23 protein-coding genes are annotated in these 24,051 nt (G+C 63.1%); 4 read left to right on the plus strand and 19 right to left on the minus strand.

The window, feature by feature from the left end; translation table 11 throughout:
- Positions 1–56: 56 nt before the first annotated feature.
- Entirely contained in the window at positions 57–680 is a 624-nt protein-coding gene (locus tag ACQ4W4_RS15675) for a TetR/AcrR family transcriptional regulator (protein WP_436542781.1), read from the plus strand.
- On the opposite strand, the gene ACQ4W4_RS15680 is transcribed toward ACQ4W4_RS15675, so the two are convergent.
- Together ACQ4W4_RS15680 and ACQ4W4_RS15685 are read right to left on the minus strand one after the other, a co-directional pair.
- Positions 653–1,750 carry a WD40/YVTN/BNR-like repeat-containing protein gene (locus tag ACQ4W4_RS15680; RefSeq protein WP_436543007.1) on the minus strand — a complete coding sequence of 366 codons (1,098 nt, stop codon included), beginning with the start codon at positions 1,748–1,750 and terminating at the stop codon, positions 653–655. The two genes, ACQ4W4_RS15675 and ACQ4W4_RS15680, sit on opposite strands and share 28 nt — an antisense overlap.
- Positions 1,751–1,764: 14 nt before the next feature.
- Positions 1,765–2,034 (minus strand): MoaD/ThiS family protein, encoded by a 270-nt coding sequence (locus ACQ4W4_RS15685; protein WP_436542782.1) that lies wholly within the window; start codon positions 2,032–2,034, stop codon positions 1,765–1,767.
- A 102-nt stretch (positions 2,035–2,136) separates the two neighbouring features.
- On the opposite strand from ACQ4W4_RS15685, the gene ACQ4W4_RS15690 reads away from it, so the two are divergent.
- Positions 2,137–2,448: a hypothetical protein gene (locus tag ACQ4W4_RS15690; RefSeq protein WP_436542783.1), complete on the plus strand. Its 312-nt coding sequence runs from the start codon at positions 2,137–2,139 to the stop codon at positions 2,446–2,448.
- 21 nt (positions 2,449–2,469) lie between these two features.
- Here ACQ4W4_RS15690 and ACQ4W4_RS15695 read toward each other — a convergent pair whose 3' ends face one another.
- From ACQ4W4_RS15695 to ACQ4W4_RS15775, 17 genes are all read right to left on the minus strand, one after another.
- Positions 2,470–4,140: an outer membrane protein assembly factor BamB family protein gene (locus tag ACQ4W4_RS15695; RefSeq protein WP_436542784.1), complete on the minus strand. Its 1,671-nt coding sequence runs from the start codon at positions 4,138–4,140 to the stop codon at positions 2,470–2,472.
- 116 nt (positions 4,141–4,256) lie between these two features.
- Complete coding sequence (locus ACQ4W4_RS15700; protein WP_436497964.1) at positions 4,257–4,559, minus strand: 2Fe-2S iron-sulfur cluster-binding protein; 303 nt, start codon at positions 4,557–4,559, stop codon at positions 4,257–4,259.
- A 9-nt stretch (positions 4,560–4,568) separates the two neighbouring features.
- Positions 4,569–5,720, minus strand: coding sequence for a Gfo/Idh/MocA family protein (locus tag ACQ4W4_RS15705; RefSeq protein ID WP_436542785.1), 1,152 nt, complete (start codon positions 5,718–5,720; stop codon positions 4,569–4,571).
- Positions 5,721–5,729: 9 nt separating this feature from the next.
- Entirely contained in the window at positions 5,730–6,782 is a 1,053-nt protein-coding gene (locus ACQ4W4_RS15710) for a sugar phosphate isomerase/epimerase family protein (protein WP_436542786.1), read from the minus strand.
- 95 nt (positions 6,783–6,877) lie between these two features.
- Positions 6,878–7,819, minus strand: a complete 942-nt coding sequence (locus tag ACQ4W4_RS15715) for a substrate-binding domain-containing protein (protein WP_436543008.1) — start codon at positions 7,817–7,819, stop codon at positions 6,878–6,880.
- 97 nt (positions 7,820–7,916) lie between these two features.
- Entirely contained in the window at positions 7,917–8,942 is a 1,026-nt protein-coding gene (locus tag ACQ4W4_RS15720; protein ID WP_436542787.1) for an ABC transporter permease, read from the minus strand.
- Positions 8,923–10,410 carry a sugar ABC transporter ATP-binding protein gene (locus ACQ4W4_RS15725; RefSeq protein WP_436542788.1) on the minus strand — a complete coding sequence of 496 codons (1,488 nt, stop codon included), beginning with the start codon at positions 10,408–10,410 and terminating at the stop codon, positions 8,923–8,925. The genes ACQ4W4_RS15720 and ACQ4W4_RS15725 overlap by 20 nt, the downstream gene beginning before the upstream one ends.
- Positions 10,410–11,435 (minus strand): LacI family DNA-binding transcriptional regulator, encoded by a 1,026-nt coding sequence (locus tag ACQ4W4_RS15730; protein ID WP_436542789.1) that lies wholly within the window; start codon positions 11,433–11,435, stop codon positions 10,410–10,412. Before ACQ4W4_RS15730 ends, ACQ4W4_RS15725 begins: the two co-directional genes overlap by 1 nt.
- A 264-nt stretch (positions 11,436–11,699) precedes the next feature.
- The gene (locus ACQ4W4_RS15735; protein WP_436542790.1) at positions 11,700–13,112 is read right to left on the minus strand and encodes a CsgG/HfaB family protein; all 1,413 of its coding nucleotides are present in this window, start codon (positions 13,110–13,112) and stop codon (positions 11,700–11,702) included.
- Between the two features lie 95 nt (positions 13,113–13,207).
- Complete coding sequence (locus ACQ4W4_RS15740) at positions 13,208–13,822, minus strand: hypothetical protein (RefSeq protein ID WP_436542791.1); 615 nt, start codon at positions 13,820–13,822, stop codon at positions 13,208–13,210.
- 83 nt (positions 13,823–13,905) lie between these two features.
- Positions 13,906–15,021, minus strand: coding sequence for a hypothetical protein (locus tag ACQ4W4_RS15745; protein WP_436542792.1), 1,116 nt, complete (start codon positions 15,019–15,021; stop codon positions 13,906–13,908).
- Positions 15,022–16,200: a hypothetical protein gene (locus ACQ4W4_RS15750; protein WP_436542793.1), complete on the minus strand. Its 1,179-nt coding sequence runs from the start codon at positions 16,198–16,200 to the stop codon at positions 15,022–15,024. It abuts the gene before it with no gap.
- A gap of 192 nt (positions 16,201–16,392) precedes the next feature.
- Complete coding sequence (locus tag ACQ4W4_RS15755; RefSeq protein ID WP_436542794.1) at positions 16,393–17,307, minus strand: glycerophosphodiester phosphodiesterase; 915 nt, start codon at positions 17,305–17,307, stop codon at positions 16,393–16,395.
- A complete protein-coding gene (locus ACQ4W4_RS15760) occupies positions 17,282–18,922 on the minus strand; it encodes a hypothetical protein (protein ID WP_436542795.1) in 1,641 nt (546 codons plus the stop codon). The genes ACQ4W4_RS15755 and ACQ4W4_RS15760 overlap by 26 nt, the downstream gene beginning before the upstream one ends.
- 1 nt (position 18,923) lies before the next feature.
- Positions 18,924–19,733 carry a hypothetical protein gene (locus ACQ4W4_RS15765; RefSeq protein ID WP_436542796.1) on the minus strand — a complete coding sequence of 270 codons (810 nt, stop codon included), beginning with the start codon at positions 19,731–19,733 and terminating at the stop codon, positions 18,924–18,926.
- 76 nt (positions 19,734–19,809) lie between these two features.
- Complete coding sequence (locus tag ACQ4W4_RS15770; protein WP_436542797.1) at positions 19,810–20,832, minus strand: hypothetical protein; 1,023 nt, start codon at positions 20,830–20,832, stop codon at positions 19,810–19,812.
- Positions 20,829–21,593, minus strand: coding sequence for a hypothetical protein (locus ACQ4W4_RS15775; RefSeq protein ID WP_436542798.1), 765 nt, complete (start codon positions 21,591–21,593; stop codon positions 20,829–20,831). Before ACQ4W4_RS15775 ends, ACQ4W4_RS15770 begins: the two co-directional genes overlap by 4 nt.
- A 175-nt stretch (positions 21,594–21,768) precedes the next feature.
- On the opposite strand from ACQ4W4_RS15775, the gene ACQ4W4_RS15780 reads away from it, so the two are divergent.
- The gene (locus ACQ4W4_RS15780) at positions 21,769–23,139 is read left to right on the plus strand and encodes a caspase family protein (RefSeq protein ID WP_436542799.1); all 1,371 of its coding nucleotides are present in this window, start codon (positions 21,769–21,771) and stop codon (positions 23,137–23,139) included.
- Between the two features lie 85 nt (positions 23,140–23,224).
- Entirely contained in the window at positions 23,225–24,049 is an 825-nt protein-coding gene (locus tag ACQ4W4_RS15785) for a hypothetical protein (RefSeq protein ID WP_436542800.1), read from the plus strand.
- The last annotated feature ends 2 nt before the right edge of the window (positions 24,050–24,051 follow it).

Genomic DNA, 24,051 nt, shown 5'->3' on the forward strand with positions numbered 1-24,051 from the left:
TCTGGCAAAGTAAACCAGGAGGTGTAAAATATTGTTTTCAAAGGAGATTTCCCGCCATGGCTTCACCGCAACGCCTCACCGACCGCAAGCGCGTCGCCATCGTCGATGCCGCCATCGCCGAGTTTCGCGAGCACGGTTTTGATGCGACCAGCATGGACAGGATCGCCGCCACGGCCGCCGTTTCCAAGCGTACCGTGTACAACCATTTCCCCAGCAAGGACGAGCTGTTCGCGGAAATCCTGCAGCGCATGTGGGAAAGCAGCATGGCCCAGCCTGCCGTGCCCTATGTGGCCGACCAGCCGCTGCGCCCGCAGGTGCTGGCCCTGGTCGAGCAGAAAATGGACTTGCTGTGCGACCCGGCCTTCATCGACCTGGCGCGCGTGATCTTTGGCGAAACCATCCACTCGCCCGAGCGCGCGCAAGCGATGGTGACGCGCCTGAATGAAAAGGAAACGGGCCTGAATATCTGGATCCGCGCGGCGCAGCAGGACGGGCGCATCAAGGCGGGCGAGACGCTGGAAGTGGCGCACCTCTTGATGTCGCCACTGAAGACGTTTGCCTTCTGGCCGCAGATCACCCTCGGTGAACCGCTACTGAGCCCGGCACGCCGGCGCGAAGTGACGGAACTGGCCGTCGATATCTTCCTGTGCTACTACGGCGTGACAAAACAGACGGCATAAACGGGCGGCAAGTGGGCAGAGATGGTCTGCCAATGCTCGCCCTCGTCGCCGGAATACCAGGCGCCGCCCGTGGTCGACGCCATCAATAAACTGCGCCCATCGTCGGCCAGCGCCAGCCCGTGGCGGTAGACGAGGTCGTAGCAATGCTGCTGCGGCAAGCCCGCGCGCAATACCTCAAACGTTTTCCCGCCGTCGCGCGTGCGCGTCACGGCCAGCGCGCCATCCAAAGGAATGCGCAGCACGTCCGCCTGCGCGGGCACGAACCAGGCCGTGTCGCCATCGCGCGGATGCACGGCCACGGCAAAGCCGAAATGCGACACCGGCGCCGTCGTCACTTCCTGCCAGTGCCAGCCAGCATCTTCCGAACGCCAGATGCCGTTATGGTGCTGGCACCACAGCGCGTCGGGCGTGCCGGCGCTGCGCACGATGCGGTGCGGGTCTTGCACGGCTTCGTTTTCATCGAGTTCGGGCGGCATGTAGTCGGCGCGCATGCCCGTCGCGCTCAAAGCCCAGCTGGCGCCGCCATCAGCCGTTTGCCAGACGCCGCCGCAGGACACGCCCACCAGCACTTTGCTGCTGTCGCGCGGGTCGACGCAGATGCTGTGGATGCCGGGCACGTCGTAGCCGCCGCCAAACCACTGCGCCCGCTGCGGCGCGTTCCACAGGGATTCCACCAGCTGCCAGCTGTCGCCGCGGTCGCTTGAGCGGAACAGGCCGCCAGGCAAGGTGCCCGCCCACAGCACGCCGGGCTGGTCCGCGCCGCCGGCCGCCAGCGACCAGATCTGCCGCAAGGTCCAGTCCACGCTATCGCTGCTGTCTTCCGGCTTCGCGGGATAGGCGGGCACGGCGACTTCCTGCCAGGCGCTGGCGCCCGCGTCGAGTCGGTGCAGCTTGGCGCCGAAATGGCCCAGGTTCAGGGCCGCGTACACGGCGCCGTCGCGGCCGTCGTGCAGCAGCATGGAGACGGGGTCGCCGGCAAACTGCACCAGCGTCAGCTGCCAGGCGCCGGCCGCATCGACATCGAAGCGGAACAGCCCCTTGCGGGTGCCGAGATACGCGCGCTGCGCCATGCCTGGTCCCATGATTAACCTCCAGAAAGTGCCTGCAAGATATACACCTGGCTGTCGGGCCGCAAGACGTCGTCCAGCACGCGCCGCTCGCGGCAGCGGGCGCCGTCGATGAAGATCACCACATTGGGACGCAGCGCACCCTGCTCGTCGAGCACGTAGCCGCGCAGGCGCGGCTGCTGGACAAACGCACTGTCCAGGGCGGCGCGCAGGCGTGGCGCGGCCACGTCCAGCGTGGGGACGTCGACGAAACGCGCCAGTTGTTGGGTAAAATGCAAGTGCGCCATGCTGCCTTCGACGTCATCGGCCTGGACTCATTCTAGTCCGCTTTGCCGGCGATACAATGGCGCATGGCCTAAAATAGGGCCGCGCACACAAGGAGGCCAGGCATGACGATTACCCCGGAAGAACTAGCGGTGCTGATGCAGGAAGTGGAGGTGGCCGATCCCATCGATTTTGCCGACCTGCCCTTCAACGAGCAGGAATTGCGCGGCCTGATCGCCAACCACCTGTGCGAGATGGCCGACGCCATGGAAAGTTTCAGCCCGGAAGACCGCAACCTGGCCTTGCTGGCCGTGGCGGCCAAGCTGGTGCTGGAAAACCTGGTGCTGCACGTGCAGCTGCTGCGCCGCCACGGCTTGCCCGTGAGCGACAGCGTGGACGCGCTGCTGCAGCGGCTCAAGAACCCGGGCCGGTCCTGAGCGCTGCATGGCGGCGACTGGCTACTGCAGGTTGATCGCCGTCAGATAATTGACGATGCCCGCATCGGCGCCAGGTGTAGAACGGATATACAGTACGCCATTGCGCGACAGCGCCAGGGTGCCGCCCAGGCGATACGTCCATGCCAGCTGGCGGCTGGACAGATTGAGCGCATACGTGTGCTTCTCGCCTGCGACGAACAGCAGGTTATTGGTCACGATCAAGTCACCACCGAACGCTTCCTCGCCCACGCTGGCCAGCGGCCAGGTCCATAACACGGCGCCATCGCTGACGTTGCGCGCCTCGAGCACCCGGCCGCTATCGTTGCCCACATAAATCACGCCGCGCGCCACCACCGGCTGCGTGGTGAAGCGCCCGTTGGCCGTCCAGCGCACGGCGCGGCTGGCCGTATCGACCAGGGTCAGGCTGTTGTCGGCCGACTTGCCCGGATACGGCCGCTGGTTCAGCAGCAGCACGGTATTGTCATCGACCAGCACGGGGGCCTGGCGCAAGGCGCTCTTGTTCAAGCCGCCAAGCACCTGGCCTGGCACGGCCACGCTGAAACGCCGCGTACCATCGCCGATATTGAAGGCCGTCAAGGTGCCGGCCGCATGGCTGTAGACCGTGCCCGCATTGACGGCCGGCGTCCATTCATCGACATTGCCCAGTTTGGGCAAATCGAGGCTGCTGGACCAGCGGTTCTGGCCCGTCGTGGCATCCAGGCTGATCACATCATTGTTTCCACCGAGATATGCGTTCCCTGCGAACAAGGTCGGCGCCGTCAGTGGCGACGTGGAAATCATCTGTCCCATGGTATTGGGCTGCTTGACCGTTGCCAGCCTGGCGCCGGTCAAGGCGTCGAAGGTATGGGCATCGCTGATTCCCGCCATCACCAGGCGATTCCCGGACACGCCTGGCGCCCCCAGCGTGCCGGGCAGTTTCAGCTCCGTTTGCCACGCGGCCGCACCGTCCGTTTCCGACAGGGCCGACAGCTTGTAGGTGTAGATGTATTTGAATTTCTCACCGGCATCTGCCACCGAAACTTCTTCATTGAAATACACGAGGCCATTCGCCGTGACCAGTGGACTGAGCCTGCTGCCGGAAATGCCGTCGGCGCCCTTCCACGACCAGCGGCGTGTAAATTTGGCGGTATCGAGCGTCACCGGCACAAAACCCGTATGCGCCGCATTGCCGTTGCTGCCTTCCCAGTCCCCGCCGGACAACTCGCGCAGCGGCGACAGGTTTCCCTTCAGGCCGACGACCGTGATGCTGTAGCTGGCCGTGCGGGGCTGGTAATTCGGCGTGCCGGGAAAAGGATTGACGAAGACGGAAAAATCGACGCTGCCCGTGTACGTGCCTTCCGCCAGGCCAGGCATGACGGCAAAATCCATCAGCCATGACCCGTCGGCCTGCTTGATGGGTTTCGCCCGTTGGAATACCTTGCGGCCGCCTGCCGCCGGCGTTTCCTCCCACAGGGGACGCTGATCCACCACATTGGAATACAGCATGACGGTCGCCTGCACCTTGTCGCAGGTTTCGCCAGGCTGCTGCGTGCAATTGAGATTGACTTGCGACAAGGTCATCGCCTGTTCCGGCTTTTCTCCCGTACCGCCGCAAGCGGATACGGACAAGACACCCAGCGCGGCCAACGGCCATGCAACGGCCCGCAGCCGCGCTCTGAAGAAGTGATTCATTCAAGATCCATGTTGAGGTTTCATTTCCTCCCCAATGGAGGTGTGCTGGAAACCTGGACTGAATGTTATAGCATGAGAAACATTGTTAAAATCTAACAGATACTCACAGCAATGCTTTACTTGCGCACGGCCCGCGCCTGCACGGTAAGGTCGCTTTCGGCCACGGCCACGCAGGGCAGGATGTAGCCATCGAGCCGTTCATCGGGGCTGATGCCGGGCCAGTCCACCGTGTAGCGGATCTTTCCTTCGGGCATGTGACAGATGCACGTGCGGCAAGTGCCGTTGCGGCAGGAACTGAGCAGGCGGATGCCGGCCAGCTCGGCGGCGGCCAGCAGCGTCGTGCCCGCGTCGGCCGGGAATTGCCAGCCTTGCGGGACGATGGTGACGGTAAAGGTGGGAATGGTAAGGGGCGCGCTCATGCGCCCAGTTTAACAGTCCGCCAGGGTGGTCCAGCTAGCGCCCTGCGCATGGCTGCGCAGCACGGCCTCGGCAAAGGCCAGGCCCGCCACGCCATCGGTAACAGTCGGCAGCCAGCGCGCCGCTTCCGGTATCGGCGTCCCCGCTTGCAGGGCCCGGATATGCAAGGCCGCATCCAGGTACAGCTGGGCGAACGCTTCCAGATAACCCTCTGGATGGCCGGCCGGCACGCGCGTGGCGTGGCGCGCGGCGGCGCTGTCGACCCGTCCCGGGCGCAGCAGCTGGCGGTTGCCGCCCTGCGGCGTACACCACAGTGCATTCGGTTGTTCCTGATCGAAGTCCAGCTGCGCCTTGCTGCCGAACAGGCGCAAGCGCACCGTGTTTTCACACCCCGTCGCCACCTGGCTGGCCCACAAGGTGCCCTTGGCTCCGTTGGCGTAGCGCAGCATCACCTGCACGTGGTCGTCCAGGGTGCGATGTGGAACGAAAGTCGACAGCTCCGCCAGCACGGATTGCGGCGTGAGGCCGCTGACGAACTGCGCCAGGTGGTAGGCGTGCAAGCCCACGTCGAGCAGGGTGCCGCCGGGCCCCGCCTTCTGCGGGTCGTTGTGCCAGTTGCACTCGTTCATGCCGCCAGCCGCGATGGCGTCGGCCAGCCAATCCTGCGAGTATTCCACCTGCACGAGGCGCAGCTCGCCGATCTCGCCCGCCTCGACCATGGCTTTCGCGTGGCGCAGCAGCGGGTAGCCGCTGTAGGTATGCGTGAGCGCAAACAGCAGATTCTTGCGCTGCGCCAGCGCCGCCAGCGCCTGTCCCTCCGCCAGAGATATTCCCAGCGGTTTGTCGCAGATCACGTGGATGCCCGCTTCCATGAACGCCGTGGCGACGGGCGCGTGCAAGTGATTCGGCGTGACGATGGCCACGGCCTCGATGCCGTCAGCGCGCGCGGCCTCCGCCTGGGCCATGGCGCGGTAATCGCTGTAGCAGCGGTCCGGCGCCAGGTGCAGCGCGGCGCCGCTGTCGCGCGCACGCTGCGGGTCGGATGACAGGGCGCCCGCCACCAGTTCGTACTGGTCGTCGATGCGCGCCGCGATGCGGTGCACGGCGCCGATGAACGCGCCCTGTCCGCCCCCTACCATGCCCAGTCGTATCCGTCGCTGCATGTTGTCTCCTTAATTCAAGCCTAGCAAGTGATGAATTTGATCCTGGTCCACCGCGCTGCCCGCGAAATCGTCGAACGCGTGCTGCGCCACGTGGATGATGTGCTCGCGGATGAAGCGCGCTCCTTCGGCCGCCCCGTCCTCCGGGTGTTTCAGACAGCATTCCCATTCCAGCACGGCCCAGCCGGGGAAGTCGTACTGCGCCATCTTGGAAAAGATCGCCTTGAAATCGATCTGCCCGTCGCCCAGCGAGCGGAAGCGCCCGGCCCGGTCCTGCCAGTCGCCATAGCCGCCATACACGCCCTGGCGCCCGTTCGGCCGGAATTCCGCGTCCTTGACGTGGAAGGCCTTGATGCGCGCATGATAGATGTCGATGAAGGCAAGATAGTCGAGCTGCTGCAGCACGAAGTGGCTGGGGTCGTACAGAATCGAGGCGCGCGGGTGGTCGTCGACGGCGGCCAGGAAACGCTCGAAGGTCACGCCGTCGTGCAAATCCTCGCCCGGGTGCAATTCATAGCAGACGTCCACGCCGGCCGCGTCGAACGCGTCGAGGATGGGCAGCCAGCGTTTGGCCAGTTCCGCGAACGCCGTTTCCACCAGGCCCGCCGGGCGCTGCGGCCACGGGTACAGATAGGGCCAGGCCAGCGCGCCGGAAAACGTCACGTGCGCCGTGAGACCCAGGCGCTGCGAGGCGGTGGCGGCCCACAGCAGCTGCTGCGTGGCCCAGGCCGTGCGGGCAGCGGGATCGCCGCGCACGTGCTCGGGCGCGAAGCCGTCGAACAGCGCATCGTAGGCGGGATGCACGGCGATCAGCTGGCCCTGCAAGTGCGTCGACAATTCCGTCACCTGCAAGCCGTGGCGCGCCAGCAGGGCTTTCACGTCGTCGCAATACTGCTGGCTGGCAGCCGCCTGCTCCAGGTCGAACAGGCGCGGCGCCGTGGGCAGCTGCAAGCCCTTGTAACCCAGGCCGGCCGCCCATTGCGCCAGGTGCTCGAGCGAGTCGAACGGCGGCGCGTCGCCGAGAAACTGGGCCAGGAAGATGGCCGGGCCCTGGATGGTTTTCATGGGTATCCTGTAAAAATTAACCCTTGAGGCAAAGTGCTGGGGTCGGACCCTCAGGGTCCGACCCCGGATTCTTGCCCTTCGGGTTATGACTTAAATCAAAAAGGCGAGTTCGGAAAGTAAAACTGCTTGGCGTTCTCGCGCGTGATCAGCACCGATGGGATGATGGTGTTGGCCGGCAATTTATCACCTTTCAGGCGCGCTTCCGTCGTCAGCTTGATGGCGTCGTACATGAACTTGGGCGAGTAGGACACGTCGGCGACGATCAGCGGGTCGGAGCCGTCCATGATCTTCTTCACGGCGCCCTTCGCGCCCGCGCCGCCGAACACTTGCTTGATGTCCGTGCGCTTGGCTTGCGCGATGGCCTTCTGCACGCCGATGGCCATGTCGTCATCGGCGGCCCAGACGGCGTCGATGTGCTTGAAGCGGGTCAGGTAATCCTGCATGACCTTGAAGGCGTCGTCGCGGTTCCAGTTGCCGTACTTGGCGTCGAGCACCTTGATCTCGGGATGGCCTTTCATGACGGCAGAAAACGCATCGTAGCGCTCGTTGTCCAAGGTGGTCGGCATGCCGCGCAGCACGACGATATTGCCCTTGCCATTCAAACTCTTCGCCAGGTATTCGGCCGGCAGCTTGCCGAAGGCCGTGTTGTCGCCCGCGATGTAGGCATCCTGCGATTGCGTGTTCGTCAAGCCACGGTCCACCACGGTCACGTACACGCCCTTGTTTTTCACTTGCGCCACGGGTTGCGTCAGCGAGGCCGATTCGATGGGGAAGATCACTAGGGTGTTGATCTTGTTCACCGTCAACATATCCTGTAACTGGTTCGCCTGCTCGGGCGCCGTGGCGGCCGTCTTGACGATGATTTTCAGCCCTGGATGGGCTTTTTCCAGCTCCGCCTTGGCCTGGTTGGCCCACCACACGATGCCCGAGGTAAAACTGTGCGTGGCCGTGGGGATGGCCACGCCGACCACCAATTTCTCTGCCGCCTGCGCCTGCCCCATCGGCAGCGCCCACGCCTGCATCACCAGCACTGCCATCCCTGCTACCCCTGCTACCCGTCTAAAGCTCTTCATGCTGCTCTCCTCCAAGGTTGTGGGCGCCCGGTGGCCGCCCTTTCAGAACGCCGCTGTGTTTTTATTTGCGGCCTCGCTGCAGGAAGGCGACGGCGATGATCACCACGCCTTGCACTGCGGCATTCAGGTAGACACTGATGATGCTGGTCAAATTCAGGATATTGCTGATCACAGACAAGAGAATGGCGCCGATCACGGTGCCGACGATGCGCCCTTCTCCCCCCTTCAGGGCCGTGCCGCCCACGACGACGGCGGCGATGGCTTCGAGTTCCCACAGCAAGCCCGTGGTCGGCGTGGCCGAGCCCAGGCGCGGCACGTACAGCACCGTGGCGATGCCCACGCACACGCCCAGCAGCATATAGGTGGCGATCTTGACTCTGTCGACGTTGATGGCCGCATAGCGCGCCACTTGCTCGTTGGAACCAATCGCCTGCACGTGGCGGCCGAACGTCGTGCGGTTGAGGATGATGGCGCCGGCCGCCGCGACGAACAGAAAGATCCAGATCGGGATCGGCGCGCCCAGTACGCTCGTGTAGTACACGGGGCTGTACAGCTCGGACAGGGTGGCATCCAGGGTCAGCGCGCCGCCGTCGGCCAGGTAAGTGAGCACGGCGCGGAAGATGCCCAGGGTGCCCAGGGTAACGATGAAGGGTTCGATGTTGCCCTTGCTGATCAGTAAGCCGTGCATCAGGCCGAATCCGGCGCCCAGGATCAAGGCCATGGCGATGCCCAGCACCAGCATGGTGATCGGCGCCAGCTCGCCGCCCGCGCCTTGCGCCAGCGCATTCATGAAATAAATCATGCAGCCGGCGATCAGGGCCGCCATGGAGCCGACGGACAGATCGATGCCGCCGGAAATAATGACGAAGGTCATGCCGACGGCGATGATGCCAATAAAAGCCGTGCGCGTGAGCACGTTCATCAGGTTGTCCACGGTGGCGAAGTCGCCATTGAGCAAGGTGCCCGCGATGCACAGAGATAACAGGCCCAGCACGGGGCCAAAGCCCTTGATGCGCGCGCCCAGTCTGGCGATGCTGGCGCCCGGGGCGCCGGTGGAGACAGTGGTGTCAGTGCGTGCCGGTTGCATGGGCAATCAACTCCTCTTCGGTCAGGTGGTCAGCAGACAGGGTGGCTTGCAAGGTGCCGGCGCGCATCACGGCGACCCGGTGGCACAGGCCGATCAATTCGATCAATTCGGATGAAATCACGATCACGGCGCGCCCTTCGGCGGCCAAGCGGTGGATCAAAAAGTAAATGTCGCGCTTGGCGCCCACGTCCACGCCGCGGCTCGGTTCATCGAGCACGACGACGCGCGGGTCCGAATGCAGGTATTTCGCCAGCGCCAGCTTTTGCTGGTTGCCGCCCGACAGCATGCGCGCGCGGCTGTCCAGGTCGCCCGTGCGGATATTGAAGTCCAGCACCGCCTTGGCCAGCGCCGCTTTCTCGCCTGCCACGTCGAGCCACGGCCGCGCATAGCGCTCCATCGTCATCATGGTGAGGTTTTCGCGCAAGCCCAGGTTCACATGCAAGCCTTTTCCCTTGCGGTCTTCGCTCAGATACGTCATGCCGTGCTGCATGGCCTGCTTTGGCGTGCGGATATCCACCGGCTGGCCGTTGAGATGGATCAATCCCGCGCTGCGCGGACGCAAGCCCAGCAGCGCTTCGAACGATTCCGTGCGCCCCGCGCCCACCAGGCCAGCAAAGCCCAGCACTTCGCCGGCGCGCACCTCGAAGGACAAGTCCCTGGACCAACCCGGCACCGTCAGCCCCTCGACTTTCAGCAACACAGGAGCTTCTTTCGCCAGCGCCGCTTTCGCCGGGAACATGTCGGACAATTCGCGCCCCACCATCAGGTTCGCCATCTGCTGGCGCGTGAGGCTGGCCGTCGGCTCGCGCGTGACGAAACGCCCGTCGCGCATGACGATGACCTCGTCCGTGTTGCGTTCCACTTCGTCGAGCTTGTGGGAAATGTAGAGAATCGTCACGCCGTCCGCCTTCAGCTGGGCCATGACGGCGAACAAACGCTGGGTTTCCGACGACGTCAGGGTGGCAGTCGGCTCATCCATGATCAAAAAGCGGGCGCGGCGCGACAGGGCCTTGGCGATTTCCACCAGCTGTTTCTCGGCAACGATGAGGTCGCGGATTTTGCTGTCCGGCGACACGTCCAGCCCCACCTGTTTCAGGTAGCGCGACGCTTCCTCGCGCATCGCGGCCTCGTCCAGCAGCCAGCCACGCGTCTGCTCGTGGCCGAGGAACATGTTTTGCGCCACCGTCAGGTGCTCGGCCAGGTTGAATTCCTGGTGGATCAGCACGATTCCGGCGGACTCCGCCGCGCGCGAGCTGGCGAAATGCCGGGGCTGGCCATCGATCAGCAACTGCCCTTCGCTCACGCTCTCGTAGCCGGCGAGGATTTTCATCAGGGTCGACTTGCCGGCGCCGTTTTCGCCCAGCAAGCCATACACGCGCCCCGGCACCAGGGTAAAACTGACGCCATGCAGGACGCGCACGGGCCCGAAATCCTTGCAGACCCCCTCGAAACCGACGGCAACGCTCACTATGCACTCCCTCGCAAAATCAAATGATGGTCGAGCAGCACGCCCGGCACCTGCGCCGCCGGGTCCGCCAAGCGCTGCAGCAACAGTCGCGCCGCCGTCTCGCCCAGTTCGCGCATCGGCTGCGCGATGGTGGTCAAACCCGGGTCGATCTGCGCGGCGATGGCGATATCGTCGAAGCCGATCACGGCCACATCCTCGGGCACGCGTTTTTTCAGCTGGCGCAGCGCGCTCAAGACGCCGATGGCCAGGGTGTCGGAGACGGCAAAGATAGCCGTCGGTGCATCGGGCTGCGCCATCATGCGCAACGTGGCGGCCGTGCCCGCTTCATAGTCGAGGCATTGCACCGTGTGCACCCACTGCGGCTGCACGGGCAAGCCGGCGGCGGCCAGGGTGTCCAGATAGCCTTGCTGGCGTTGCCGCGCGTACAGATAGCGTTCATCCGAGTTGATCAGGCCGATGCGCGTATGGCCGCGCGCCAGCAGATGCGCGACGGCGTCGGAGGCGGCGCGGTGGTTGTCGATGCCGACATAGGGCACGGCCACGGCGGGGTCGAATTCGCAGCACGCCACCCACGGCAGGCTGACGGATTCATGCGACAGGGCGTGCTGCACCGTGTCCGGGTCGAGGCAGATGGCGCCGTCGGCGCGGTGCATGCGCAGCAAGTCGAAATAGGAACGCTCGCGGCCCGCGTCGGCGCCCGTGTCGCACAGCAATACAAAGTAGCCGTGTTCGCGCGCCACCGTATCGATACCGCGCACGATCTGCGCATAGAAGGGGTTTCCCACGTCGGGCACCATGGTCAGCAGCATGCGGCTCTCGGCCGTGCGCAGGCTGCGTGCCAGGTGGTTCATGCGGTAGCCGAGCGCGGCCACGGACGCGAGCACCTTGGCGCGCGTGGGCGCCCGCACGCCTGCCTGCTCGTTCATCACGCGCGACACGGTGGCCACCGACACGCCCGCATGCGCGGCGACAGCGCTGATGGAGACGGTTTCTGGCGGCAAGGAGGCTGGAACGGCTGGCGGCATGGGGCTTTTCACATAAATGTAATCGATTACATTTATAGGCCAGTACGCCGCCTGATGCAAACATTATCGATGCTGCAATGCGGGAAAATGGACCGTGCAAGCCGCCGGCAATAGGCATTTGCCGGGGCTGGGCGGGCCAGTGTTGCGTGGCAAAATGGCTTATCAGGGAGAAATGGGCACCGACAATATCCGCTCGGTACCCAAGCCATGACCCAACGACATGGATCCGTGGCGACTTGCCTGGATCCGTTGAGCCGTGGAGACTTACCAGTCCTTGTCGCCAGCCTCTGCAGCGGCATTTTTGGCAGCCGCAGGTGCATTACGCTTCGCTTCGGCTTTCACCGGCGCCACCGCAGGCTCCGGCTTGACGATGGTTTTCTCCGCAGGTGCCGCTTCCCGCACCTGCAGCGCGCCAGCCGCGATGCCGTCGAGCTTGATCTTGACGTTTTCCAGGACGCCATACGACAGCTTCGGCGTCACGCGCTCGATACGTACCTCGCAGCACAGTTTTTCCATATTGCCCAGTGACTGGCCGGTCTGCGGATCCTTGATCTCCTTGCCTTGCTGATACACACGATAGCGGCCGTTTTCCACCACGGCGTTGCCGCCCTGGCTCAACACAACGTTGTCGCCATCGCGCTCGACGATGGAAATGGGGAAAGTGCGCAGCAGGATAGCCTCGGTCGCCTGTTTGACGATCGCTGTTTGCATGTTCTGCAGCGTCTGGCTCTCATTGAAGTTACTGCCCAGAGTCGTGGCGGCAATCGCTGGCGGTTCGCCGCGCAGGGTGGTCGATTGCAGGATCTGCCGCGTAGCCAGATTGATCATGCGTTGCGAGACCGACCAGGCACCGGCATAGGATACCAGTTCGCGGTCCGAGGTCTGCAGCTTGCGTGCATGACGCTGGTAAGCGAATTCATTGACCACGCCGACCCACACCAGATCCGCGCTCAGCGCCTGTCCCAGCTTGGCAAGGTCGCTACTCGGGGAATTCCCTGAAGTAATCATATTCAATTCATCCTGCAACTCGCCCTCGAACTGGCGATCCAGCACGGTAAAGCGGCCCGTTTGCGACAAGGCATCAATGATCTGCTGGCGTATTGGCGCGAGCACGTCCTGCGCCGGCACCGCGCGCCCGCCAATGTTGAAGCTGGCTTGCTCGCTGCGCAACGGCGCCACGACGATCTTGATCTTGCCGCTATCGGCTGGCGCCTTGAACTTGGCAATGCGCGCTTCGATCTCCACCTTGTACAGACCGCCCTTGGAAAACGGCGATGCCACATCGACCACCTTGAACGAGGACACCACGCCCTTCGATTGACTGATGATCTGCTCGGCAAAGGCCTGACCCTGCATGGTCGCCTTCATGCTGGCGCTACCTGAACCGGCCGTCGAATCGACATCGAGCGTTGCCGTCACCTGCTCAAACATGCTCGCATTGCTTGAACTGGCTTGCACCGTAGCGCCATTGACTTGCATGATGGCCAGCTTGAGCGCGTCATTGAGCGCGGCACCGGGCGAAATGCCGCTGCCAGTTGCCGTCGTAGTGACTTGTTCGACCTGTCCGACGTCAGGTGTCTGCGTCAGATTAGGTGCGCTTGACGCAACAGGCGGCTGCGCAGCTTTCTCGCCGCAAGCAGCCAGGCCCAAGGCAATACTCAGCAGTATGGCTGGCATACCGGATTTCATTGTGATCTTCATAGGCAATTCCATTGTCCCAAAAAAAAAGGGCGAACCAGTCGCCCTGCTATCTTTCCTGCTCCGTTTTTGAATTACAGCAATGCAGTAGCGTCGCTGGCTTCCTTTGGCAGCGGAATATTATTGTTCTTGGCAAAATCGATCGCCACTTTCAAAGTACTGCCGACGGCCTTGATCGACGACGGCAGGTTTTGCGCGATAAACAGGGCCGAATTGGCCGATGCGCCCAGGGCGGTGACCGATGGCTTGAAGCTGCCGACATCCTTGCTCATGCCGACGTACTGGATCACGCCTTTCGACAGATCGATCAAGCCTTCGGTGAAGCGCTGCTTGCTCGCATCATCCATGGCTACTTTCTTGCCCTTCATTTGCTCTTCCAGCAGTTTGCTGTTTTCGCTTTGCATCTTGCTCGCACCCTGCAGGCTATCCTTGGTGGCGCCTTCGGTCAGGTTCTGCGCTTCCAGGGCGGCCTTGTCCGACTGTTCCTTCAAACCAAACGCGGCCAGCATGGTCGCATCGGCTTTCATGACGCTTTGCGTGCCGCCGACATATTTCTTGACGATCTGCTCGGCTGTCACCCCTTTGCCGCCGCCCAGCGCACCGGACAGGCTACCGAATTGAGCCGATGCCAGGCTCGAAACTGCCAACAGGGTCGCACCCAACAATGCGGAAATACGGATATGCTTCATGACTTGCCTTTTTATAAAAAGAATGGGAAACAGTCGAGGAAATGGAAGATGCGGGCGTTCGACCTGCCGCCCGCACCGGTATGTCAATACACGCCAGCAGCGCTCAAGCGGCTGATAATTTCCTTTGCCGCCAGTGCGGAAGCGTCCTTCAAGGCCTTGGTCTGGGCTGTCGCATTGTCCGCACCGAGGCCAAAATACTGTACCGGTGGCACGGCCGCCACTTCACGTGGCAATGCGCTACGCAAATCGAGTACGCGGCCGGTGACCGATACCACGACGCGCTGCAAGCCGGTCGCTTCATCGGTCGCGGCAGGATTGACGTCAAAGGTGGCTAATGCCAGCAAGGGCACATTCGCCTTGCGCAAGGCGGCAACGATGGAGCGCAAGGTCGCGGGCGCCAAATCATTGCCTTTGGAAAAATCTTTATTCACGGATGGAATGTCCTTGTCACCGAGTACGAACTCAGGATCGGCGACCAGGTACCCCGCTTGCGAAAACACGCTCGTCACGGCCGTCTTCTGGTTGGCCAGAGAAAACACGCGGTAATCGGTTTCATCTGCCTTGCGCACGGTGCTGCCGCCCGTTTCGACCTTGATAGTCTGCTTGAGGGCAACGTTTTCATTCCGGCGCACGGTGGCACTGGTGGCGATGGCCCCGCCGCTCAGCGATTCGCCTTCGCGGCCATTCACGCTGCCAGTCGTTTTCGCGCTGCCGTCAAGGGTCAACTCGGCACGCTTGACGACACGCTCATCAAATGCCTTGACGCTGGCCACTTCGCGGCCGACAAAAACATATACCATCTGCGATTTTTCCCCGTTCGATACCCGACCGGTGGCACTGGCGCCTTTCAGGGTATTTCTCAGTTTCGCCACATTGAGTTCAGCACGCACTGCCACCGAATATTTACGCAGGCTGGTCTGATCCTGCTCATTCAGGACTACAGTACTGAGCAAGAATTTATCCAGATTGGCTTCAATTTTTCCCTGGATCGCTTCAAAGTTTTCCGATTCCGCTTCGCCGCTTTCAGCGAAATAGCGTTCTATCGCCGCCATTTGCGCCTTTTGATAAGCCATTTCCTTGTCGGCATCCGTCAACACGGCGGCATACTTCACCGTCGCCGCGCCTTTTATTTGAATAACCTGGGAAAAGCAAGAGCCTGCCAGAAACAAACCCAGGAAAAACAACATCAATTTTTTCATCTATTTACTCGCCTTTAGTATTACCCGAGTTGCCTCGAGTTGCTTCCCAATATCCTTGGCTCCTGCCGCGGTTTGTATCCATTTCATGTCGCCGCCTTCAAACGCGGCGGTCAGCTTTAAAAACAAACCACGCAAGGCATCCTGATAGGCGGCAAAATCGTCGGAGCCGATGCGGCCGACAGGAACAATTGCTGTTTCGCCATTTTTCAAGTCTGTATTCAGAAAATCGGAATTGAGCAACGGTTCAGAAAACTGAACGTGCGCATATGCACCGTAAACATACGATATAGCGACAGCCGTTTCCGCCGTTTTAATTTTGGCGAACTTATTCAGTGCGATATCAAAAACATAATCACCCTCACCTACTTTCAGATCGACATCATCACCATTCTCGAGTCGCAGCGACATGCGTCCCAAAGCATCACCCGCCTTGGTAGGCAATAGCGGTATGCCGGCCTTGGCGGACAGCACCGAAGCAAAAGCATCGACCACCATGCTTTCCATGAGTTGTGGCTGAGTGCGAAGTACCTCAGGCATGGCCGCCAACGCTTCAGGCGCCACCTTGGCACGCCGGATCTGGATCGTACGCTGGCCTGGCGTCGGCAAGGTCGCGTGCGACAGGCGTTCCAGATATTGCGTCACCAGGCCCTTGCCTTCCTCCTTTAACAACAACTGTTCGATGAATCCGCTGATACGTGCCGCATCGGGCGCACTCGACGTGGCATCAAACAAGGCGGCATTGACGGGATAGCTGCGCACCACGGTCTTACTCTTGTAATCAAATATCAGGGCATCGCCACGTAAATTGACAAAGGTTTTGTAATAACTGCCAAAATTTTCCGTCAATACCGTTTCACCGGTCAGTACCAGCACCGTAATCAATGCCTGATCACTTTTTCTGAGATTGACGAGAGAGGAAGATGGCAACAGGCTGAAGGCAGGATTGACCACCTGGCCACTCCGATCGTGAATAATACGCGAAAGGTTCTGGCCTGAATGTTCAGCACGCAGGCGCCTATATACTTGATGGGAATATGGAAAACGCACGCCGGCCGTGGCGGAATCACCGGAAAATGCAAATCCGGCTACCGCTATATCAGCGGCAGAGGCTGGGAACGCAAGCAGGAAAAAAATCAGTTGAAATGACAGAACTGCAGATATCTTGGATTTCGACCACACGAACCAACCTCTATTGCCTCATGGAAATAGCATAAATTGTAACTTATTTCGCATCAAGCAATCAAAAGTATTTTTTCAGTTTATTACGTTTGTTGTAAATTTCGATGTTCCGTGATGTACTAAGAGTAAGCCAGAGCACATCTCTGGCTATTTTTTTGAAAGCAGTGCCATAACTAGCCACACCGCCTTCCATCAATTTCTCATCATCGCGCAAAACGTTTCCGGATTGCCGTCAAGAATGACGCCGCTGGGCCAGCGGTGGCTGCGCTGCTGGGCGCGCAACAGCGAGGCGGCCAGGGCCGAGTCGCCGTCGACGGCATACACGAAGACGGGCATGTTCAGGCTGGCCGCATCGGCCAGCAGATTCGGATTGGCGTCCAGGCTGCGCGCATCCACGTGCACGCCCGTGGGCATGCCGATCTGCTGCTGCACGCGCTGCAGCCACGGCTTGTCCAGCTTGGGCGGGCGGGCGTTTCTCGCGATATAGCGGCTGACCCGGTTGGCCCCGGCCGCCTGCGCATTGCGCGCGTCAAACACGAGCAGACCCAGGTAGCCCTGCGGATCGGCGCGGCGCGCGCAAGCGAGGTTGTTCGGCACACCCGAGGTCAAAAACCAGTTGCCGTGCTTGATGTTCGCGCGCAATTGCCCCACCAGGGTGGCGATCGGCGCGCACGACGGCACGACATCCTTGATTTCCGCATTCAGGGTCTTGGCCGGGAATGCGGTGGCCAGGTCGGCCACATCGCTGACAAAGGGCGGCGTTTCCGGCGTGGCCACGCCACGGTTCTTCATGCTGGCGGCGCGCCAGTCGTCGGCCGTCAATTGTTTCACCGTGCGGGGCGATCCCGTGTCGACGACCCGGCCCGTGAGCAGGTCGTGGTGCACCACCCAGCTGCCGTCACCGAGCAGCTGCAAATCCGTCTCGACGCCGTCCCAGGTGCCGAAATACGTGTTGCGCAGCGCGCTCAGCGAGTTTTCCGGCGCATTGCCGGCGCCACGGTGGGCATGCACCTTCATGCCCAGGCAGTCGGCCAGCACGGCCGTGCTGGCCATGCACAGCAGCAAGGCCAGGGCGGCCGCCTTATTTCTCTTTCGGGTGATAACCATATTCGAGTCCCTGCAAAATATTGATGCGGATCGCTTCGTTGACGGGGTAGCTGTAGCCCTGCCCCACCGCCACGACGTGCGTGATATTGGCCAGCAAGCCCTTGCCGGCGATTTGCCAGCGCGTGCTGTCGCCGTCGGCCTGGCGGTTCCAGTCCAGCATTTGGCGGAACAGCTCGCTCTTCGTGACATTGTTGTCCGACAGGGTAAACATACCCCAGGTGCCCAGGAAGGCGCCGGCCAGCACGCCCGTGGCGATCCAGGCGGAACGGCGGCTCAGCTGGCCATCGGCGCCCGCCTGCTCGCCCCGGCGCGCCGCCAGCACCAGCAAGCCCACCGTGGCGATCAGGTACAGCAGCTTCGAGAAGTGGCCGATGGCGCCCAAGAGCGAGAAGAACAGGGCGACGGGCGGCACGATGGCTGCGCGCGCCGCTTCCTTGCCCTCAGCATAGTACTTGCCGCCCACCTCGAAGTCGCTGCGGCTGGCACGGTACTCCACCAGCTTTTCCGCCGTCTGGCGCGCGGCGAACTGGTCGAACAAGCGGCTGAATTCGGCCGGGCTCGCATACGCGTCCTGCACCACGGCGCCCTTGGGCAGGCGCAAGCCCTTGCTCGCTTCGCTGCCGTCGCCGCCGTCCGGCCCGTCGCGCAGCACGGCCTGGATGCCGGGACGCGCCACGAAGGCGGGGAAGGACAAGCCCGGCGGAATGCGGTCGCCCTTGATATTCAAGCCCTTGCCGGCCGCTTCCGACGCATAGCGGCGCTTGACGGCGGCGCGGAAGCTCAATTGATCGGCCGGATGCCAGTTGGCCGCCACGGGCACTTTCTTGCGCACATTGTTGACCACGGCCGCCTTGCGCCGCGCCGGCACGGAATGCGGCTGCCAGCCGTGGCGCGACAGGCTTTGCCGGTAATCGTTCCACGCCGATTCCTGCTGCTGGCGCAAGCCCGCATCGTCGTCGGGAATGATACCCGAATACAATTTCCACTTATCGTGCACCTCGCCAATCGCCTGCTGGTACTTCTCATAGTAACCGGCCGCGCCGCCGGCGATCTTGCGGACGTTGAAATTGATCAACTGTTCCTTGGCCGGCTCCATGCGCTCGTCGAGATGACCGACCGAGACGGCCAGGAACGGGAACAGCGCGAGGAAGGCCTTGCCTTCGGGCTTGGCGAACAAGGTGGCATCATCGACCAGGCCCTGCAATTGCAGGCTGCCGCCCACCAGCGAGCGCTGCATCAGGGTGGTGTTGAAGGCCAGGCGGCGAAATTGCGCATCGCGCGTTTCCACCAGCACCGTGACCGTGGTCTTCAAAATACCGAACACGACCGCGGCCGTGGCGACGCAGCAGAAGATGATCTTTTTCCAGCCGGGGCCGCTGCCATTGTTCTTCAGCCGGCGGCGCCACATCAGCTGCAGCACCACCAGCGCGGCGGCGATGCCCGACAGGCTGCGGCCATAGAATTCCACGCCTTCCACGTCGTGCGGCTTGACGTCGCCGCCCACCACGTCGAGCAAACGGGCATTGAAGCCCAGCTCGAAGCACAGGTACATAATCGTCAGGACGATCAGGATCAGGGTCTGCCGGATTTGCAGACTGCGCAAGCTCGCGGCCATCTTATTTCCTCAAATCGATGACGACGGGCTTGATCTCTTCAGCCTGGAAGATCATCGGCGCGGCAGGGGCAGCCGCCGCGCTGCGCGCTGCAGGCAGGCTGATGGCGGCGGGCGCCGCCTTGGCCTGGCTTTCCTGGCGGCGCGGCTTGGCGCTGGCGCGGCTGCCCGCTTTCGGCGCGGCGGCAGGGGCCGATGCCGGGGCCGGAGGAGCCGGGATCACGCGCCCGCTGCCGTCGCCAGCCGGCAAAGTCGTCATGACGGGACCCGTGGCGCGCAAGCCGTCATCGGCAAACGGCTGCGCGCGCGTATCGACGCCGGGCGGCACGGCCACGCTGGCGTTGAGCAGGCGGTTGTCCGTGTAGATCATGCGCGACAGACGGTTGTAGTTGGGGAAGTCGATATTGAGCGATTTCGCATCGGCCGCCAGCTCCACGCGGGGACGGTCCTTGCAATTGCCGACCGTCCACTGCAACACGTCCGTGCCCTGGAAAGCCAGCACTTCATAGCGGTAGGCGCAGCCGCGCTCCTGGGTTTCCACGATCACCACGGTGCGCTCGCCCACGTTTTCCACGCGCGCCACGCGGGCCGTCATCGCATTGGCCAGCGGCACGACGCGAAACGCCTGCGACAGCTTGATCGAATACTTGCCCTGCGGATCCTTGCGCAAGGTGCCTTCCGTGCCGTCGCGCAAGCGGAAGGTGGACAGCGGCGTGCCGAACAGCTCGGCCGTATCGAGGCCCATCATGACGCCGCCACGGCCATTCGGCGTCATGGCGCAGCCCGTCAACAGGACGCCGGCGGCCACACCCATGGCCAATTTGCGCCAGTGCGCGGATGCAAAATTCTTATACATTGTCATGCTCGATAACTTTCTCTTATTTCAGGATTCAGGGATTGATGACGGCCAGCGGATTGCCGGGGCCTGGTGGCGGCAAGACTTTCTGGCGGTTGCGCGACAGCACGGTGAAGGCGCCCAGGGTGTCCGGTCCGGCGACGATTTCCAGCTGCTCGCGCTGCAGCCATGCGCGGATCTCCGCCTCCGTCGCCTCGGCGCGGAACAGCACGCGGAAGCGCACGCCCGTCTCGACGCCGCTGCCGCCGTTGCGGAATTCCGCATTGCCGACGACTGCCTGATCTTTCGGCAGGAACAGCCACGCCGATTGCACCACCATCATGCTGGCGGCCACGGCCGTGACAATTTTCAGCCAGCGGTTCGCATTGGCCGCCTTGACTGGCGTCAACTGTGGCGCGGCGGCATCGGCCGGGGCGATCTGCAACTGCTGCAGCCCCTGGCGCAGCAATTGCCGGTACGCCACGCGGCCATCCTTGCCCAGTTCGCTAGACAGCGGCGTGCCCGTCAGCGCATAGCCGTCGCCAGGCAAGGCCACACGGGCGATCACGCCCGGCGCCGCTGGGGCGCCGTTCGCGCGGCCAGGCGTTTCCAGCCAACGCGCCGCCTGCAGGCGCTCCTGGCTGAACACGCCCAGGCAGGCGCCCAGGTCCGTCACGGCCAGGATCACGGGCATGTCGCACAACACCAGGCCCGCGCGCGGGTCGGCGGGCGCGTCGCGCTCCTCGACCACGAGGCCGCAGGCATCCGCATACGCGGTGTCGGGCGTGACCAGCCAGCCGCGCCAGCGCTGCCGCGCGCTGTCCCAGGCATCGAGCAGCACGGCGCCAAAGCCGGGACAGCGCGCCAGCAGGTGGATCTGTCCGCCCGCGATGGGCCGCGCGGCTAGCGGCGCCGCGTCGCTGCGGCGCGCAAAGCGTTCCATCAAGTGCTCCGGCACGGCAATGCCGCGCCAGTCGGGGGTCTCGCCTGCCACGTCCGACGCCAGCAATTCGGCGGAAGACGGGGGCGACGGCAGGCGCGCGGCAACGATGGCCAGCGAGGGCGTCAATGCAGTCATGCCGGTGGCCTTTCATCAGGGTTCGGTTGGGTGGACGCGGGGTCCATGTGCAGGGATAACGCGGCCACGCACAAGATATCCAAAACTATTTGCGCCGCCTGCATGTCGCGCGCGGTCAGCGCATCGCCCACGCGCAGCTTGAGCAGGGTCAAGACCCAGCTGCCGAGCAAGGTGGCGCGGTGGGCCGGCTCGACGATCTGCCGTCCCGCGCTGGCGGGATCGCCCTTCTGCCGGTGCACGAGGCCTAATTTTCCGCCGTGGTAATGCGCGGAAGCGATCTGTTCTGCCAGTTCCTTGACGGGCATGCCGCCGCAGCCGCAATGGCGCAGCAACAAGATCAAATCGCGGGGCAAGGTGGCGATGAACACGTCGGCCGCTTCGCGCACTTGCTGCGGCGTGAGCCGGTAGTCGCGCAGCGGCGCGGCATAGGCGTCGGGCGCCTGCAAGTCGCAGCCCTCCTGCGCATAGGCATCTTCATCATCGCGCTGCTTGCGCAGCTGGTCGATGATGAAGCGCTTGAAGTACAGGTACAAGGCACCGACGTGGTGGGGCGCGGCGTCACTGTCGCCGTGCAAGACTTTCTCAATGAAAAACTGGTGGCGCAAGTCGGCCAGCGAATCGCCGAGTGAGGCCGCTTCGCGCGGGCGGCACGGCGTCAGCGCGGCGATGACGCGCTGGTAAAACTCGCCCAGTTCGCCTTGTGTCAGCCGCTGGCGGCGCGTCCAGAAGTCATGAATGCGTTCAAATTGTTCCGATTGCACAGCCGGTCCGATCGTGTGTTGGGCGGCACGCGCCACTGGCCGGCGGCGATGCGCACCGTGCGCTGGCCAGACAAGAGAAACTTGTCAGTAAGGTAAAATGCATTTAAGCAATTTTCTCATATCACAGTAAAAATCGCTAACTTTTGTTACTTTCACGACAATCCCCGAGACCCTGATGCAACGCCTGATTCCCCTGTTTTTCAGCCTGTTCTTTTTAATGCTCAGCAACGCCGCACACGCCGCCGCGCCAGCGGCTCCCGGCAAGCGCATCGCCCTCGTGATCGGCAATGCGGCCTATCCGCAGCCGTTGCTCAACCCCGTGAACGATGCGCGCGCCATGGCCGAGCGCCTGCGCCGCCTGGGCTTTGAAGTGCTGTTGCGCACGGATATCAATGCGGCGCAGCTGCAAAAGGCGTCAGCCGAGTTTTCCACGCTGGCGCGCGGCGCCGATATCGCCCTCGTGTTTTACGCGGGCCACGGCGCGCAGGCGGGCGAAGCCAATTATGTGTTGCCGCTGGGCGCGAACATGAATGCGCTCAGCGCCGCGGCCATCGCCGCGCAGGGCGTGTCCGTGTCCAGCCTGGCGGGCGATCTGCAGCGCACGGGCGCGCGCGGCGCCGTGCTGATCCTCGACGCTTGCCGGCAGGAATATACGCGCGGCGGCGCCGTGATGGTGCCCGGCGGCGGCAATGCGGCCAGCCACGGCTTTGCCGACACGCAAGCGCCACGCGGCGTGGTGATCGCTTATTCGGCGGGACCGGGCGCCCTGGCGCGTGATTTCTGGTCGCCCGATTCGCGCAACAGCCCGTATACCAGCGCCCTGCTCGACGCGCTCGACGCCCCGGGTCTGCCGATGAGCGATGTGTTTTCGCAAGTGGCGGCCCGGGTGGCGGCCATGACGCACGACGTGCAAAAACCACGCGTATCGTTCGGCGAAACGTCGGCGCGCCTGGTGCTGAACATGGGCAGCGGCAAGGGCGTCAGCCCACCGTCGCCGGGCGTGCTGGCATCGGGCAACAACGGCATGCGCGCGCCTGCCCCAGCGGTGGAAAAGCCGGCCGCGCCGGGCGCCAAAGTGTGGCCCGGCAATGTGCTGCAAGACATCAACTATGAAATCCGCATGCAGATCGCGGCCCGCCCGTTTCCCCGCCAGCAGCTGGAAAAGCGCGCGCGCGGCGGCGATCTGGTGGCGCAGACGGCCCTCGGCTATGGCATCGGCGGCGGCGACGCGGGTGTGAAACAACCGAAGGCGGGCATGCAGTGGCTGGAAAACGCGGCCGCCAAGGATTTCCCGATTGCCCAGACCTATCTGGCGGAATTACTGATGGTCAAGGGCGACCCGGCGTCGCTGAAACGGGCGGGCGTGCTGCTGGACGCCGCCTCGCAAGCCGGCTACAGCCCCGCCCACGCCTACAAATTCGACCTGGCGCGGCGCACGGGCGCGCCGCCGCAGGATGCGGCACGGCATTTGCAGGACGCCTTCATGGGCTTGATGAAGGATTACCAGGGCGCCGCCAAAGACCTGATGCAGCCGCCCAAAAAATAATTTCAAATAATTTTAGATTTCCCTGAACTGCCCCCGTTATCCGTGGGTACATGCAATACAGCATGACAGTGACCAGGGAAATCTTATGCACACATCCAGCCCGGCAGCAACCATTACCACCGGCCAACGGGGCCGCATCCTCGCCTACCAGCCGAGCGGACAGGGTTCCGTCAGCGTAGCCGGCATTCAACATGCCTTCGACGTCGCCACGCACTGGCGCTCGGACGTGGCGCCCGCCATCAACGCCGTCGTCGACGTGCGCTTCGACGACGCTGGCGGCCTCGCCACCGTCACGGCCATTCCCGCCCAGCAACTGGCGCAGGAAGACATGGCCGGCGCCGCCAAGCTGGCGCGCGACAAGGGCCAGCAACTGTGGGGCAAGGCCGTGTCCGCCCTGGGCATCCAGGTGCTGGCCAGCCTGGGTGTGCTGATCGCCGGCGCCTTCATCTTCAACACCATCGGCATCCGCCTGTTCGCCTCCGTGTCACGCACGTATTGGCAACTGCTGGGCCTGTCCGCGGACAGCCTGGAAAGCTTTGCCCGCGATGGCGGCGGCGGTTTTACCTCGGCACAATGCTTCTTCCTGCTGACCATTGCCGCCTGCTGCGCCACCATGGCCAGCAGCCACCCGAAAGCGGCGCTGGGCAAGTGCGCGCCGCTGCTGTTCATCGTCATCCACAGCAGCTTGCTGTTCTTCAAGATCAAGGGCGCCGTCAGCGACGCGGGCAACGCCATGGGCGGCATCATGGGCAGCCGCGCGGCCCGCATGGCCGAGCAGATGGCCAGCGAAATGCTGGGCCAGGTCTGGCAAGGGCTCTCGTTCGGCATCGGCTTTTACCTGGTGCTGGCATCTTCCATCGTCCTGGCCGCTTACGGCCTTGGCGAATACAAACGCAAAACCGTCGGCTAAGT

Source organism: Janthinobacterium glycogeni (assembly GCF_051380725.1).
Classification (GTDB): domain Bacteria; phylum Pseudomonadota; class Gammaproteobacteria; order Burkholderiales; family Burkholderiaceae_D; genus Janthinobacterium.